This is a genomic window from Streptomyces sp. NPDC089799 (genome assembly GCF_040684755.1).
GTDB lineage: Bacteria > Actinomycetota > Actinomycetes > Streptomycetales > Streptomycetaceae > Streptomyces.
The window spans coordinates 200,708-215,508 of record NZ_JBFBGR010000010.1 but is presented as its reverse complement, the minus strand read 5'-3'; the positions used below and the strand labels follow the sequence as shown (position 1 = coordinate 215,508).

Here is a 14,801-nt window from a genome sequence, read left to right as displayed (position 1 = left end):
TCGGCCCCGATTCGTAAATGACGGGATTTCGACGCCGTTGCCGCCGGGTCGTACGCCACCCCGGGCCACCCCGGGCCACCCCCCGGACCACCCCCGCCGCCGACCGCCCCCCTCGGGGCCTCCCCGGGACGGGCGTCATACCAGAGTCGTACGCCCGCCCCCCGCCGTCAGACTGCGGTCGCCCCGGGAACGGGCTCGGCGGCTGATCCCGGGCGCGGCCTCCGCCGGGACGATGGAAAGGTCCCGCAGCACGCCTCCCCCGCCCCGACAGGAGCCCCCGAAGTGACCACCATGAACCACGCCCCGCGCACCGCCCAGGCCGTGGCCGCCCGCGCCACCGGCCTCTCCAAGGTCTACGGCCAGGGCGAGACCCGGGTGGTCGCCCTGGACAACGTCTCCGTCGACTTCCACCAGGGGCAGTTCACCGCGATCATGGGCCCCTCGGGCTCCGGCAAGTCCACGCTGATGCACTGCGTGGCGGGCCTGGACACCTTCTCCTCCGGCTCGGTCCGGATCGGCGACACCGAGCTCGGCGCGCTCAAGGACAAGCAGCTCACCCAGCTCCGCCGGGACAAGATCGGCTTCATCTTCCAGGCGTTCAACCTGCTGCCGACCCTGACCGCCCTGGAGAACATCACGCTCCCCATGGACATCGCCGGCCGCAAGCCCGACCGCCAGTGGCTGGACACGGTCATCGAGATGGTCGGCCTGTCCGGGCGCCTCTCGCACCGGCCCACCCAGCTCTCCGGCGGCCAGCAGCAGCGCGTGGCCGTGGCCCGCGCCCTGGCCGCCCGCCCCGAGATCATCTTCGGTGACGAGCCCACCGGAAACCTGGACTCCCGGTCCGGCGCGGAGGTCCTGGGCTTCCTGCGCAACTCGGTGCGCGAGCTCGGCCAGACCGTCGTGATGGTCACCCACGACCCGGTGGCCGCCTCCTACGCCGACCGCGTGATCTTCCTGGCGGACGGCCGGATCGTCGACGAGATGCACAGCCCGAGCCCCGACCAGGTGCTCGACCGGATGAAGGACTTCGACGCCAAGGGCCGCACCAGCTGACCGGGCGCTCCCCCGCGACCGACCGGTCCCCCGCCACCGCCGCCCCAGCCGCCCACCCCTGAACTTCCTGGATTCCCCACCATGTTCCGTACCGCCCTGCGCAACATCCTGGCGCACAAGGCCAGACTGCTGATGACGGTGCTCGCCGTCACCCTCGGCGTGGCCTTCGTCTCCGGCACCCTCGTCTTCAGCGACACCGTCGGCAAGGCCCTCTCCGGGCAGTCCGCCAAGAGCTACGAAGGCGTCGCCGTCGCCGTCACCTCCTACGGCCAGACCCGCAACGAGGACGGCTCCAAGGAGGGCGAGCCCGGCATCGGCCAGCGCACCCTCGACAAGGTCAAGTCCCTCGACGGCGTCGCCACCGTGGCCGGCCGGGTCTCCGGCTTCGCCGGCGTCGGCGACGAGAACGGCAAGCTGATCGGCTCCGGCTGGGCCAACCGCGGCTCCAACTACACCCCGGTCAAGGACGGCAAGGACCCGCAGTACGCCTTCGCCGAGGGCACCGGCCCGTCCCGCGCCGACCAGATCGCCCTCGACCGGGAGACCGCGCGCAAGGGCGCGTACGAGGTCGGGGACAAGGTCCGGGTCGCCACCAACGGCCCGGTGAAGGAGTACACCCTCAGCGGTGTCTTCACCACCGACGACGGCCAGGTCAACGCGGGCGGCAGCCTGGTGCTGTTCACCACCGCGCAGGCCCAGCAGCTCTACCTCAAGCCCGGCTACTACAGCGACCTGACGGTCGCCGCGAAGCCCGGCGCCTCCGCCGACGCGCTGCTCTCCGCGATCCGGCCGCTGATCGGCGAGAACGCCGAGGCCAAGACCGGCGCCGCGCTCGCCGACGAGCAGGCGAAGATCATCGAGCGCGAGATGGGCACCTTCAGCACCATGCTGCTGATCTTCGCCGGCATCTCGCTCTTCGTCGGCGTCTTCCTGATCTACAACACCTTCACCATGCTGGTCGCCCAGCGCACCAAGGAACTGGCCCTGCTGCGCGCCGTCGGCGCCAAGCGCGGCCAGGTGATGCGGTCCGTGCTGGCCGAGGCCGGCCTGGTCGGCGTCATCTCCGCGGCCGTCGGCCTGGTCGGCGGTGTCGGCCTCGCGGTCGCCATGCGCTCCGCGATGAACTCCTTCGGCGCCAAGATCCCGGCCGGCGACCTGGTCGTCGCCCCCGGCACCATCGTCACCGGCGTGCTGATCGGCGTCGTGGTCACCACCGTCGCCGCCCTGATCCCGGCCTGGCGCACCGGCCGGATCCCCCCGGTCGCCGCCATGGGCAGCGCCCACCTGCCGGCCACCGCCAAGTCGCTGGTGCTGCGCAACGTCTTCGGCTCCGTGCTCGGCTTGCTGGGCGTCGGCACCGTCCTGCTCGGCGTCGGCCAGGGCGCGGACGGCAAGTACACCGTGGCCGCCGGCGGGTTCCTGCTGATGCTCGGTCTGATCGTGCTCCTCCCGCTGCTCGCCCGGCCGGTGATCGCCGTGATCCGCCCGGTGCTGGAGAAGGTCTTCGGCGTCCCCGGCAAGCTGGCCGCGCAGAACGCCGTCCGCAATCCGCGCCGTACCGCCGTCACCGCCGCCTCGCTCGCCATCGGCCTGACCCTGGTCACCGCCATGTCGGTCATCGGCATCACCGTCGGCAAGGCCGTCGACCGGATGAGCACCGACAAGCTCAAGGCCGACTACAAGGTCACCATGGCCATGGGCGGGGGCAGCCTGGACAAGTCGGTGGCCGAGACGCTGGCCAAGGCCCCGGGCATCACCGCCGTCTCCCCGCAGACCGCGACCGCCCTGAAGGTCGGCGAGCAGTACCGCGCCACCTCAGGCGTCAACCCCGCCACCATCGGCGACCTGCTCAACGTCGAGGTGACCAGCGGCTCCCTGGCGAGCCTGGGCCGCGGCGAGGTCGCGGTCGCGCAGAAGACCGCCAAGAGCCAGAAGCTGAACGTCGGCTCCGTCCTGGACGTCACCTTCGAGGACGGCAAGAAGGGCCGGCTCAAGGTCGGCGCGGTCTACGAGGACCTGGAGGGCCTGCTCTCCCCGTACGTCATCGACGACCGGATCGCCCAGGCCCACGCGGACACCCCGTACATCCCCGAGGTGTACGTGAACACCAAGGGCGGCGAGTCCGGGGCTTCCGAGAAGGCCGTCCTCGACGCGCTGGGCAACAACCCGGCGGTCAACGTGATGACGCAGCAGGACATGCGCAACGAGATGGGCGGAATGATCAACACCGCTCTGAACATCATGTACGGCCTGCTGGGCATGGCCCTGATCATCTCGGTGCTCGGCGTGGTCAACACCCTGGCGATGTCCGTCTTCGAGCGGACCCAGGAGATCGGCATGCTGCGGGCGGTCGGCCTGGACCGCGGCCGGGTCAAGAACATGATCCGCCTGGAGTCGGTGGTCATCTCCCTGTTCGGTGCCGCGCTCGGCGTGGTCTGCGGTGTCTTCCTCGCCTGGGCGGGCGGCACCACCATCGCCAAGTCCATCCCGCACTACTCGCTGGTGCTGCCGTGGGACCGGATCGGGATCTTCCTGCTGCTGGCGGCCCTGGTGGGCGTGCTCGCGGCCATGTGGCCGGCGCGCAGCGCGGCCCGGCTGAACATGCTGACCGCCATCAAGACGGAATAGCGGCCGGGGCCACCCGGCCCCGATCCCGCCGTCCCGCCGAGCGAGGGCCCCGCGACCACCGGTCGCGGGGCCCTTTCCGTCCTTCCCTCTCTCCGTCTCTCCGCGTCTGCTCCGCCGTCCCGGTGGCGGGTGCTACTCCTGCCAGACCCGCGGCCGGTGCGGGAGGCCGGAGTCGCCCGAGTCCCCGGTGCGCACGGCCAGGACCTGGTTGACGCCGAGGCGCCCGTGCTCGAAGGCGAGGGCGCAGGCCGCCATGTAGAGCAGCCAGACCCGGGCCCGGCCCGGGGAGGTGAGGCGGACGGCCTCCGGCCAGTCGTTCCGGAGCCGGGCCACCCAGGCGCGCAGGGTCAGGCCGTAGTGCTCGCGCAGCGACTGCACGTCGCGGACCTCGAACCCGGCGCGTTCCAGTTCGCCGACGGTGGTGCCGAGCGGTGCGAGCTCGCCGTCCGGGAAGACGTAGGCGTCGATGAACTCGTCGAGCCGGTAGCCGGATTCGTCGGGCTCGGGGCGGCGCGCGATCTGGTGGTTCAGCAGCCGGCCGCCGGGGCGCAGCAGGGCGAACAGGGTGTCGGCGTACTGGCGGTAGCGGACCGTGCCGACGTGTTCGGCCATGCCGATGGACGAAATCGCGTCGTAGGGCTGCTCCCTGACGTCGCGGTAGTCCTGGACCCGGATCTCCACCCGGTCCGCCAGGCCCTCCTCGGCGACCCGTTTGCGGGCGTACGCCGCCTGCTCTCGGGAGAGGGTGATCCCGGTGACCCTGGCCCCGTACCGGCGGGCCGCGTGCAGCGCCATGGAGCCCCAGCCGCAGCCGACGTCGAGCAGCCGGTCGCCCTCGGACAGGGCGAGCTTGCGGCAGACCAGGTCGAGCTTGTCGTGCTGGGCCTGCTCCAGGGTGCCGCCGGGCTGCCAGTAGGCGCAGCTGTAGACCATGGAGGGGCCGAGCACCAGTTCGTAGAACGCGTTGCCGACGTCGTAGTGGTGGCTGATGGCCTGCCGGTCCCGGTGGTGGCTGTGGGCCGCCCCTGAGCGCCGCCGGCCGGACTCCTCGGGCGGGGGCTGGGGCGGGGGCAGCGGGCCCGCGAGCGCGAACAGCTCCCGGAGGGCGGCGCGGGCGGCGGGGTCGGCCGCGGTCCGCAGCGCGGCCCGGCCCCGCTCGGCCCGCTGTCGCAGCCGGGCCGCTGCGGCGGGCTCCGGGCGGTGGCCGGGGCGGGCCGGGCGGGCGGCGGCCGGGTCCCGCTCCCACAACAGTCCGGCGAGCCGGTCCAGCAGGTCGAACAGGTCGCCGTCGACCTCCAGGTCGCCCGCCACCCAGGCCCGGGCCAGGCCCAGTTCGCCCGGGCGCCACAGGATCCGGCGCAGCGCGCGCCGGTGCCGGACGACGAGCACCGGGGGTCCGGGCGGGCCCGCCTCGGAGCCGTCCCAGGCCCGGATGCGCACGGGCGGCGGGTATCCCAGCAGGACCTCGGCGAGAGCGGCCAACCGCGGCGCGGCGTCGTTCATGGGCGCACACCTCCGGTCAGTCGGTCTACCCAACGGGAGGCGGGCGTACGCCGCTCGGCGGCCGGGATACGCCGCCAGGACCCGTCCGGGATACGCCGAAGGGGCCGCCCGCACCACGGATGGCAGGCGGCCCCTTGCGGGGTGGAACGGTCAGGCCCGGGGCGTCAGGACGCCTTGGCCTTCTCGGCCGGAGCCGAGGCGGCCGGAGCCGGGGCCGGCTTGGCGGCCTCGTAGAACTCCTCGCGCGGGGTCTCCAGCGCACCGAGGGAGACGACCTCGCGCTTGAGGAACATGCCGAGGGTCCAGTCGGCGAAGACGCGGATCTTGCGGTTCCAGGTCGGCATGGCCATGCCGTGGTAGCCACGGTGCATGTACCAGGCGAGCCGGCCCTTGAGCTTGATCTTCATCTTGCCCATGACGATCATCGCGACGCCCTTGTGGAGGCCGAGGCCGGCCACCGCACCCTTGTTGGAGTGGGCGTACTCCTTCTGCGGGAAGCCCCGCATGCCGGAGACCACGTTGTCGCCGAGGACCTTGGCCTGGCGCAGCGCGTGCTGGGCGTTCGGCGGGCACCAGGCGTTCTCGACGCCGGCCTTGCGGGCGGCGACGTCCGGGACCTGGGCGTTGTCGCCCGCGGCCCAGATGTAGTCGGTGCCCTGCACCTGGAGGGTGGCGGCGGTGTCCACGTGGCCGCGGGGGCCGAGCGGCAGGCCGTAGCGGGCCAGCGCCGGGTTCGGCTTGACGCCGGCGGTCCACACGATGGTGTTGGAGTCGACCTCAAGGCCGTTCTTCAGCACGACGTGGCCGTCGACGCAGGAGTCCATCGAGGTGCCGAGGTAGATCTCGATGCCGCGGGACTCCAGGTGCTCCTTGCCCCAGGTGCCGAGCTTGGGCCCGACCTCGGGGAGGATCTTGTCGGCCGCGTCGACCAGGATGAAGCGCATGTCCTCGCGCTTGATCGTGGTGTAGTACTTGGCCGCGTCGCGGGCCATGTCCTCGACCTCGCCGATCGTCTCGGCACCGGCGAAGCCGCCGCCGACGAAGACGAAGGTGAGGGCCCTGCGGCGGACGTTCTCGTCCGTCGTGGACTCGGCCTTGTCGAGCTGCTCGAGGACGTGGTTGCGCAGGCCGATGCCCTCTTCGACGCCCTTCATGCCGATGCCCTGCTCGGCGAGGCCGGGGATCGGGAAGGTGCGGGAGATGGCGCCGAGCGCGATCACCAGGTAGTCGAAGGGCAGCTCGTACGCCTCGCCGACGAGCGGCGTGACGACGGCGACCTTGCGGTCCTGGTCGATGGTGGTGACCCGCCCGGTCAGAACCTCGGCCTTGGGCAGCACGCGTCGCAGCGGGACGACGACGTGCCGCGGCGAGATGCTGCCTGCGGCCACTTCGGGGAGGAAGGGCTGGTAGGTCATGTACGACCGCGGGTCGACGACGGTCACAGTCGCCTCGCCGTAGCGCATCTTCTTCATGATGCGCTTCGCCGCGTACAGGCCTACGTACCCACCGCCTACTACGAGGATCCTGGGACGCTCCGTGGTGCTCATGGAACGAGTATCCAGCACCCGGTAGGGGGACGCTCGTGAGCCCCTTCACAAGAAGAGGTGGACCCTCTGCTACACTGCGCGGCCCACGTGACCCAGGTCATGGTGCACAACGGGAACCAAGGTGTAACGGGAGTCGTTGGACACCAGGCCTGAACTGGCCTCTAAGGCCGAAAGTGGAGTGGACCACTGGCCTTGGTGGGTACCTCTGACGCGGATCCGGTGGCGTCCGTCGTTCGTACGAACGGGGTCCGAAAAGGGCCTGAGGGGCCCCTCGGGGCCCTCAAGTGCCCCTCCGGGGGCCCATCAGGCCCTTTTTCCTTGTGAAGAACTTCACGAAGTTTCTCCGGCGGGCGGGCCGAAAGTCCCGCCCACCGTCCATTTCAAGGTGATTCAGGCGACCGACCAGGCGATTCCATCGAGGATGTCGTGCTCCGACACCACGACCTCATGGGCACCGATGCGCTCCATGATCGCCAGCAGGACCAGCGAACCGGCGCCGATCACGTCCACCCGGCCCGGGTGCATGACCCCGATCGCGGCGCGCTCGGCGTGCGTCGAGGTGAGCATCCGCCCGGTGATCTCGCGGACCTGCTCGATGGAGACCCGGGAGTGGTGGATCCGCGCCGAGTCGTACTCCGGCAGCTCCTGCGCGATCCCGGCGACCGTGGTCACCGAGCCGGCCAGGCCGACCAGGGTGCGGGCCTCGGACAGCGGCACCGTCTCCGCGGCCAGGTCCAGGGCGGCCTCGATGTCCGCCCGCATGGCCGCGACCTGCTCCTCGGTGGGCGGGTCGGTGATCTGCTCGTCCACGACCAGGTGCCGCTCGGTCATCCGTACGCAGCCCACGTCGACCGAGCGCGCGGCCCGGACGTGCTCCTCGCCGACCACGAACTCGGTCGAGCCGCCGCCGATGTCCACGACCAGGAAGGGCTGGTCGAGGTGCTCGGTGCCGGCCAGTTCCCTGGTGGCGCCGGTGAAGGAGAACTCCGCTTCCTGCTCGCCGGAGATCACCTCGGGCTCCACGCCCAGGATCTCCTTGACGCCCTGGACGAACTCGTCCCGGTTCTCGGCGTCCCGGGAGGCCGAGGTGGCCACGAAGCGGATCCGCTCGGCCCCCAGCTCCTTGATCACGGCCGCGTACTCGCGGCAGGCCGCGAAGGTCCGCTCCAGGGCCTCCGGGGCCAGCCGACCGGTCCGGTCCACGCCCTGGCCCAGCCGGACGATGGTCATCCGGCGGTCGAGCTCGACCAGCTCACCGGTGGCCCGGTCGCAGTCGGCGACCAGCAGGCGGATGGAATTGGTACCGCAGTCGATACCGGCGACCCGCGTCATGCCTGCTCCCCCGTGGCCTCTGCCTGCGCTTCCTGCTCTTCCTGCTCTGCCTGCTTCTCCCCGCACGGGGTGACGCAGGGGCCCTTGGCCCACCACTCGGGCAGCATGGCCAGGGCCTCGTCACCGAACGGGTTCACGCCCGGGCCGGCCGCCAGCGAGTGGCCGACCAGCACGTGCAGGCACTTGACCCGGTCCGGCATGCCGCCGGCGCTCGGGAAGCCCTGGAGCACCTCGATGGCGTCCCGGCGCTCGATGTAGTCCTCGTGCGCGGCCCGGTAGGCCGCGGCCAGCTCCGGGTCCTCGGCGAGCCGGGCCTGCATCTCCTTCATCACGCCGTTGGCCTCCAGCGTGCCGATCGCGGAGGCGGCGCGCGGGCAGGTCAGGTAGTACAGCGTGGGGAAGGGGGTGCCGTCGGGGAGACGGGGGGCCGTCTCCACCACGTCCGGCTGACCGCACGGGCAGCGGTGCGCGATGGCACGGAGCCCGCGCGGCGGTCGGCCGAGCTGCTGCTGGAACGCCTCGATGTCGGCGGCGGTCGGCTCGGTCCGGTCGGTCTGGGGCGGGGGCGTCTGCATGCCTGAGGGAATCTCTTCGTTCGCGGTCGGTCGGGTCGGTCGGTGTCGTGCTTCAGCCGGCGTCGGGGCGGTCGGCCTTGTCCACGCCGTCCCAGACGTTCGAGTACCAGGGGCGGTCGGCCGCGCCGTGCTCGGTGCGGCGCCGCTCCTCGTCCTCGGCGTCCGGGTCGGCCATCGTGTACCCGATCTCCCCCGGCTGGACGAAGTGCAGGTGCTTGCGCGCCTGCTGCTTCACATAGGCCGGGTCCTGCCAGCGGGCCTTCTCGTCCCGGAGCTCCTCGAGGCGCTGGCGCGCCTCGTCGGCGGTCCGCTGCTGCTCGGAGATCTCCGAGCGCTGGGAGACGTACTGGCGCATCGGGTACGCGAGGGCGACGACCAGCGTACAGAGGACGAGGACCAGCAGGGCGGCGCGGCCGGTGAGCCGGCTGCGGCGGACCTGACGGCGCGACTGCGAGCGGTAGACGTGGGCTGCGGTGCGCTCGCCGAGCTGCTTGAGCCTGGTCGCGGTGGAGAACCGGTCCCGGTTCCCGGCCATGTCGCGCCTCCCCTTATTACGCAGTACGTCCCCGCACACGGTACGGGACCGAGTGCGGGGACGTAGGGAGGCTCAGGGACTGTCAGCCCCCGGAGGCCATGCGACTGTCAGCCCCGGAAGGCACAGCCCTTGAAGGCCCGGCCCTTGAAGGCTCAGCCCTTGAAGCGCGGGAAGGCGCTGCGGCCCGCGTACACGGCGGCGTCGTCGAGGATCTCCTCGATGCGCAGCAGCTGGTTGTACTTGGCGACGCGCTCGGAGCGGGCCGGGGCGCCGGTCTTGATCTGGCCGCAGTTGGTGGCGACGGCGAGGTCGGCGATGGTGACGTCCTCGGTCTCGCCGGAGCGGTGGGACATCATGCACTTGAAGCCGCTGCGCTGGGCGAGCTCGACGGCGTCCAGGGTCTCGGTCAGCGAACCGATCTGGTTCACCTTCACGAGCAGGGCGTTGGCGGTGCCCTCCTCGATGCCGCGGGCCAGGCGCTCCGGGTTGGTGACGAACAGGTCGTCACCGACGAGCTGGACCTTGGCGCCGAGCTTCTCGGTGATGACCTTCCAGCCGGCCCAGTCGTCCTCGAACAGCGGGTCCTCGATGGAGACGAGCGGGTACGCGGAGACGAGCTCCTCGTAGTACTCGGTCATCTCGGCGGCCGAGCGGGCCTGGCCCTCGAAGTTGTACTTGCCGTCCTTGTAGAACTCGGACGCGGCGACGTCGAGCGCGAGCGCGATGTCCTTGCCCGGGACGTAGCCGGCCTGCTTGATGGCCTCGAGGATGAGGTCCAGGGCCTCGCGGTTGGAGCCGAGGTTCGGGGCGAAGCCGCCCTCGTCGCCGAGGCCGGTGGACAGGCCCTTGCCCTTCAGCACGGACTTGAGGGTGTGGTAGACCTCGGTGCCCCAGCGCAGGGCCTCGGAGAAGGACTCCGCGCCGATCGGCGCGATCATGAACTCCTGGATGTCCACGTTGGAGTCGGCGTGCGACCCGCCGTTGAGGATGTTCATCATCGGAACGGGCAGCAGGTGCGCGTTCGGGCCGCCGAGGTAGCGGAACAGGGGCAGGTCGGAGGCCTCGGACGCGGCGTGCGCCACGGCCAGGGAGACGCCGAGGATGGCGTTGGCGCCCAGGGAGCCCTTGTTGTCGGTGGCGTCCAGGTCGAACATGGCCTGGTCGATCAGCCGCTGCTCGGTGGCGTCGTAGCCGACCAGCTCCGGGCCGATCTGCTCGATGACGGCGAGGACGGCCTTCTCGACGCCCTTGCCCTGGTAGCGGTTGGGGTCCCCGTCACGGAGCTCAATGGCCTCGAAGGCACCGGTGGAGGCACCCGAGGGGACTGCAGCACGGCCGGTGCTGCCGTCGTCGAGGCCAACCTCGACCTCGACCGTGGGGTTGCCTCGGGAGTCCAGGATTTCCCGGGCTACGACGACGTCGATGGACGGCACGAGCATCTCCTTCTGGGATGTGACGCTAGGTGTGCGGCGGCATCGGGGGCCGTGGCACGACCCCTGCCGGACTAGAGCCTAACCGGAGCCGGGGTTCGGCCGGTCGACCGCCCGGGTCCTGGGACGAAAAAGGGCCCGAATACCTGCCTACCCGGACATACGGCCCCGACGGGGGTCTTCCGCGGTTGGATCCGGGGCGGGTCCGGGGCGGGTCCGGGGCGGGATCGGGGCGGCTCCGGGGCGGTCCGGAGCGGCCCCGGGGAGGTCCGCACTCACACGACCGCCCGGCGCGTCGGGGACGCGCCGGGCGGGTGTCCTGCCGCCGGGAAGGCGGCGGGAAGGATTCGAGCAGACGTCAGGAAAGCTTCAGCTTCTGACCCGGGAAGATCAGGTCGGCGTCCGAGACGATGTCCTTGTTGAGGTCGTACAGCTTCTCCCAGCCACCCTGCACGTGCTGGGTGTCGGCGATCGCGCCGAGGGTGTCGCCGGTCTGGACCTCGTAGGAGCCGTTGCCGGTCTTCGGCGCGGCCGGGGCCGGGGTGGCCGGCGTGGCCGGCTTGGCGGCGGGACGGGTCGGGGCCGGGGTCGTCGAGCGCTCGGACCGGGTGACGGTCTCGGTGCGCTTCGTCTCCTTCTTCGGCTGCGCCTTGCGGGTCTCCGGCTTGGCCTTGGTGGAGGAGCCGTTCGAGCCGCCGCCGGAGGAACCGCCGCCGTTGTAGGCGGAGTTGGTCAGGCCCTTGCCGCAGTGCGGCCAGGCGCCCTTGCCCTGGCTCTTGAGGACCTTCTCGGCCACGGCTATCTGCTGCGACTTGCTGGCCTGGTTGGCCTGCGAGGCGTAGCTCTTGCCGCCGAACGCCGCCCAGGTGGAGGCGGAGAACTGCAGGCCGCCGTAGTAGCCGTTGCCGGTGTTGATCGACCAGTTGCCGCCGGACTCGCACTTGGCGACGGCGTCCCACTGGGAGCCGGTGGCGGCGTTCGCGGTGCCCGCGGCCATCAGCGGGGCGGCGATCGCGGCACCGGTGACACCGGCGAGCGTGACGATGCGGGTGGCCTTCGAGGCGCGACGGTGCTTGCCCTTGCCGGAAAGCAGCATGGAACTTCTCCTCACCGACGCCTGCGAGGTGAGCTGTCGGGTTCGGGCGGATGAGTTGCCCGGCCTCGCGTCCTAGCGCGTGGCTTTACCCCTAGCCGGTCGGTGACCATCGGTCAGAACGGTCGCGTCCCGGCGGAAAACCTGTGGTTCCCCCGCTCCTGCCTTCGGCGCTTGCGCGACGACTGTTCCCTCCGCCCGCCGGCAGGACTCGGCGATGCGGTCGAAGGGGCCCGCGGTGGCGAGCGATTCAGAAGGTAGACAGGTCCCGCCCGGATGTTCAATCGGGGTTCCGAGCCGGAAACGGCCCCTACTTGCGCCCCCCGGAGGGGTGTTTGCGCAGGTGAGGGGCCACTTCGCGGAAGGTCACAGGTAGGACACGCCAGTTGACGGGAAGAGACGCATGTCTCATTCGAACGAAACGGACATTGATCCCTTTCCGGTCGCCCGAACTGGCCCTATTTTGCGGTTACATCCAGTTTCTGACCCGGCTTGATGAGGTCCGCGTCGGTGCCGATGACCTGCTCGTTGGCCTGGTAGAGCGCCTTTGCGCCGCCCTTCACGCCCTTGGCGTCCGCGATGCTCGTCAGGCTGTCGCCGGCCTTGACCGTGTAGCTGCCGCCGGACTGCGGGGCGGACGTGCCCGAGGGGGCGGGAGTCTCGACCGCGGGGGTCCCCCGGTGGCGTCCGGTGCCCGCCTCGGGGTCGGTCTGCGCGGTTCCGCCGTTCTGCGCGGCGGCGGCTGACGGATCGGCGGACGGGGTCGCCGACGGGTCCGCGGTCGTGGTGGAGGCGTTGGAGGCGTTGGAGGCGTTCACGGTGCCCTGGGCGCCGGGCGTGGCGCCGGGAGTGGCGCCCGGGGTCGCGGGGCCCGACGGGTCCGCCGGGGTGGTCGGCGTACCGGGGGTGGTCGGGACGGCCGGAGTGTTCGGATTGCCGGGAGTACCCGGAGTGCCCGGAGTGTTCGGATTGCCGGGAGTGACCGAACCGTCAGGAGTGCCGGGAGTGACCGGAGTCGTCGGCGCGGTGGGCGTGATCGGCGGTGCCGTCGGGTTGCCCGTGAACGGCGGCGTGGTCGGAGCGGTCGGGTCCGGCTGCTGACCGGGCGGCAGCGTGGCCGCCGGGGCGGTGGGCTCCACGGTCGGGGGCATCGGCGCCGGCATGGCCGGAACGCCGGGCATGAACACCCCTCCCGGGGTCACGGCGGGCTCGTCCTGCCCGCTCGCCTCGTAGCGGTTCTGCTCCGCCTGCGCCTTGGCCTCGGCCTGCCGCTCGGCCCGGGTCTGACCCGGGTCCACCTGGGCGGCCGGCGCGTTCCGGTCCAGCCCGGCCTGCTCGGCGCAGGCCCCGAATGCCTGCGGCCCCTCGGCGGCCAGCACCCGCTCCGCGATGGATATCTGCTGGGAGCGGCTGGCCAGGTCGGCGCGCTGGGCGTAGTCGAGACCGCCGGCGCGCTCCCACTGGTCCTGGGTGAACTGGAGTCCGCCGTACGCGCCTCCGCCGGGGTTCGCGCTCCAGCTGCCGCCGCTCTCGCAGTCGGCCACCCGGTCCCAGGTGCCTGTGTCGGCGGCGGAGGCACTGGTGGCGGCGAGCAGCGGCAGCGCGAGCGCGGAGCCGGTGACTCCGGCGGCTACGACGAAGGCGGGAGCCTGGCGGGGCCTACGGTGACGGCCGTTCCCGGAACGCATGAGGGTGGACCTTTCGCGTGACGGCGGGGAGGTGACGTGGAACCTAGCGCTCCCCGAACGTCTGTCACAAGTCGATGCAGCGCAGATCACGCGAAGGTCACATTGCTGATGGCATGTCAGGAAACGGGTTGACCTCGGGTCAGTTAATTACGGGGAGTGAAGCGAACCGGAAGGGTGCGCAGGCCACGCATGATCAGCCCGCCGCGCCAGCGCAGCTCGGCAGGGTCCACCGCGAGCTCCAGATCCGGAATCCGCGTCAGCAAACTCGCCAGCGCCGTCTGCCCCTCCAGCCGGGCCAGCGGCGCGCCCAGGCAGTAGTGGATCCCGTGCCCGTATCCGAGGTGCTGATTGTCGGCCCGGGAGAGGTCCAGGGTGTCCGGGTCGGCGAACCGGTCGGGGTCCCGGTCGGCGGCGGCGAGCACCACCAGGACGGGATCGCCGGCGGCGATGTCCTGGCCGCCGAGCACCAGCGGGCGGGTGGCGAACCGCCAGGTGGCCAGCTCGACCGGGCCGTCGTAGCGGAGGAGCTCCTCGACCCCGGTGGCCAGCAGGTCCGTCTCACCCGCGGCGAGGGATGCCTGGAGGCGGGTCCGCTGGTCCGGGTTCATGAAGAGGGAGTGGACCCCGTTGCCGATGAGGTTGACCGTGGTCTCGAAGCCGGCGAAGAGGAGAATGAAGGCCATGGCGGCGGCTTCGTTCTCGGTCAGGTGCTCGCCGTGGTCGCTCGCCCGGATCAGACCCGAGATCAGATCATCGCCCGGATCATCCCTTTTGCGATGGATGAGTTCGACCAGGTAGTTCCGCATCTTCTTCACGGACCGGGCGACCCCGCCCCGGGGACCGCCGCCGTGGCGGATCATCATTCCGGCCCAGTCGCGGAAGTCGTCCTGGTCCTCGCGCGGTACGCCGAGCATCTCGCAGATGGCGTAGATGGGGAGCGGGAAGGCGAACTCGTGGATGAGGTCCGCCTCCCCCCGCCCCGCGACCGCCGGCTTTTCGAGGATCCTGTCGATGAGGTGGTCGGTGAGCTCCTGCACCCGGGGGGTGAACTCGGCGACCCGGCGCGGGGTGAACGCCTTCGACACCAGCCGGCGCAGCCGGGTGTGGTCCGGCGGGTCGATGTTGAGCAGGTGGGTCATCAGCTCCGCCTTGCGCTCCCCCGGGATCCCGGTCTTGCCCTTGGCGTGCGCCGGTTCCGCGTGGTGCACCGGGTTCTTGCTGAGCCGCTGGTCGGCCAGGGCCTGGCGGGCGTCGGCGTACCGGGTCACCAGCCATGCCTCGACCCCGCTGGGCAGCGTGGTGCGGTGCACCGGGGAGTGCTCCCGCAGCCAGGCGTAGGAGGGGTAGGGGTCGGTCGCGAACTGCCAGTCGAACAGCGTGGGCGGGTCATCGTGCACGGTCCGACCGTATCCCG

11 protein-coding genes and 1 riboswitch are annotated in these 14,801 nt (G+C 71.4%); of the genes, 2 read left to right on the top strand and 9 right to left on the bottom strand.

Annotation, left to right across the window (positions count from 1 at the left end):
* The first annotated feature begins 282 nt into the window (after positions 1-282).
* Positions 283-1,056, top strand: coding sequence for an ABC transporter ATP-binding protein (locus AB0O36_RS14010; protein ID WP_365108779.1), 774 nt, complete (start codon positions 283-285; stop codon positions 1,054-1,056).
* An 81-nt stretch (positions 1,057-1,137) separates the two neighbouring features.
* Positions 1,138-3,684 carry an FtsX-like permease family protein gene (locus tag AB0O36_RS14005; RefSeq protein WP_365108776.1) on the top strand — a complete coding sequence of 849 codons (2,547 nt, stop codon included), beginning with the start codon at positions 1,138-1,140 and terminating at the stop codon, positions 3,682-3,684.
* 132 nt (positions 3,685-3,816) lie between these two features.
* Here the strand turns inward: AB0O36_RS14005 and AB0O36_RS14000 are convergent, their stop codons facing one another.
* The 9 genes from AB0O36_RS14000 to AB0O36_RS13960 all read right to left on the bottom strand — a co-directional run bounded on the left by AB0O36_RS14000 (position 3,817) and on the right by AB0O36_RS13960 (position 14,784).
* Positions 3,817-5,187: a cyclopropane-fatty-acyl-phospholipid synthase family protein gene (locus tag AB0O36_RS14000; protein WP_365108774.1), complete on the bottom strand. Its 1,371-nt coding sequence runs from the start codon at positions 5,185-5,187 to the stop codon at positions 3,817-3,819.
* Between the two features lie 164 nt (positions 5,188-5,351).
* Positions 5,352-6,734, bottom strand: a complete 1,383-nt coding sequence (locus AB0O36_RS13995; protein WP_365108771.1) for an NAD(P)/FAD-dependent oxidoreductase — start codon at positions 6,732-6,734, stop codon at positions 5,352-5,354.
* Between the two features lie 390 nt (positions 6,735-7,124).
* The gene (locus tag AB0O36_RS13990; protein ID WP_365108768.1) at positions 7,125-8,066 is read right to left on the bottom strand and encodes a Ppx/GppA phosphatase family protein; all 942 of its coding nucleotides are present in this window, start codon (positions 8,064-8,066) and stop codon (positions 7,125-7,127) included.
* A complete protein-coding gene (locus AB0O36_RS13985; protein WP_365108765.1) occupies positions 8,063-8,641 on the bottom strand; it encodes a DUF501 domain-containing protein in 579 nt (192 codons plus the stop codon). Before AB0O36_RS13985 ends, AB0O36_RS13990 begins: the two co-directional genes overlap by 4 nt.
* Before the next feature lie 52 nt (positions 8,642-8,693).
* Positions 8,694-9,176, bottom strand: coding sequence for a septum formation initiator family protein (locus tag AB0O36_RS13980; RefSeq protein WP_365108762.1), 483 nt, complete (start codon positions 9,174-9,176; stop codon positions 8,694-8,696).
* 152 nt (positions 9,177-9,328) lie between these two features.
* Entirely contained in the window at positions 9,329-10,615 is a 1,287-nt protein-coding gene (eno, locus tag AB0O36_RS13975) for a phosphopyruvate hydratase (protein ID WP_365108760.1), read from the bottom strand.
* A gap of 349 nt (positions 10,616-10,964) precedes the next feature.
* Positions 10,965-11,702, bottom strand: a complete 738-nt coding sequence (locus tag AB0O36_RS13970; RefSeq protein WP_365108758.1) for a transglycosylase family protein — start codon at positions 11,700-11,702, stop codon at positions 10,965-10,967.
* A 3-nt stretch (positions 11,703-11,705) separates the two neighbouring features.
* Positions 11,706-11,882, bottom strand: a riboswitch (cyclic di-AMP (ydaO/yuaA leader).
* Between the two features lie 275 nt (positions 11,883-12,157).
* On the bottom strand, positions 12,158-13,387 hold the full coding sequence (locus AB0O36_RS13965; protein ID WP_365108755.1) for a transglycosylase family protein: 1,230 nt from the start codon (positions 13,385-13,387) through the stop codon (positions 12,158-12,160).
* Positions 13,388-13,530: 143 nt separating this feature from the next.
* Entirely contained in the window at positions 13,531-14,784 is a 1,254-nt protein-coding gene (locus tag AB0O36_RS13960; protein ID WP_365108752.1) for a cytochrome P450, read from the bottom strand.
* Positions 14,785-14,801: the final 17 nt, after the last annotated feature.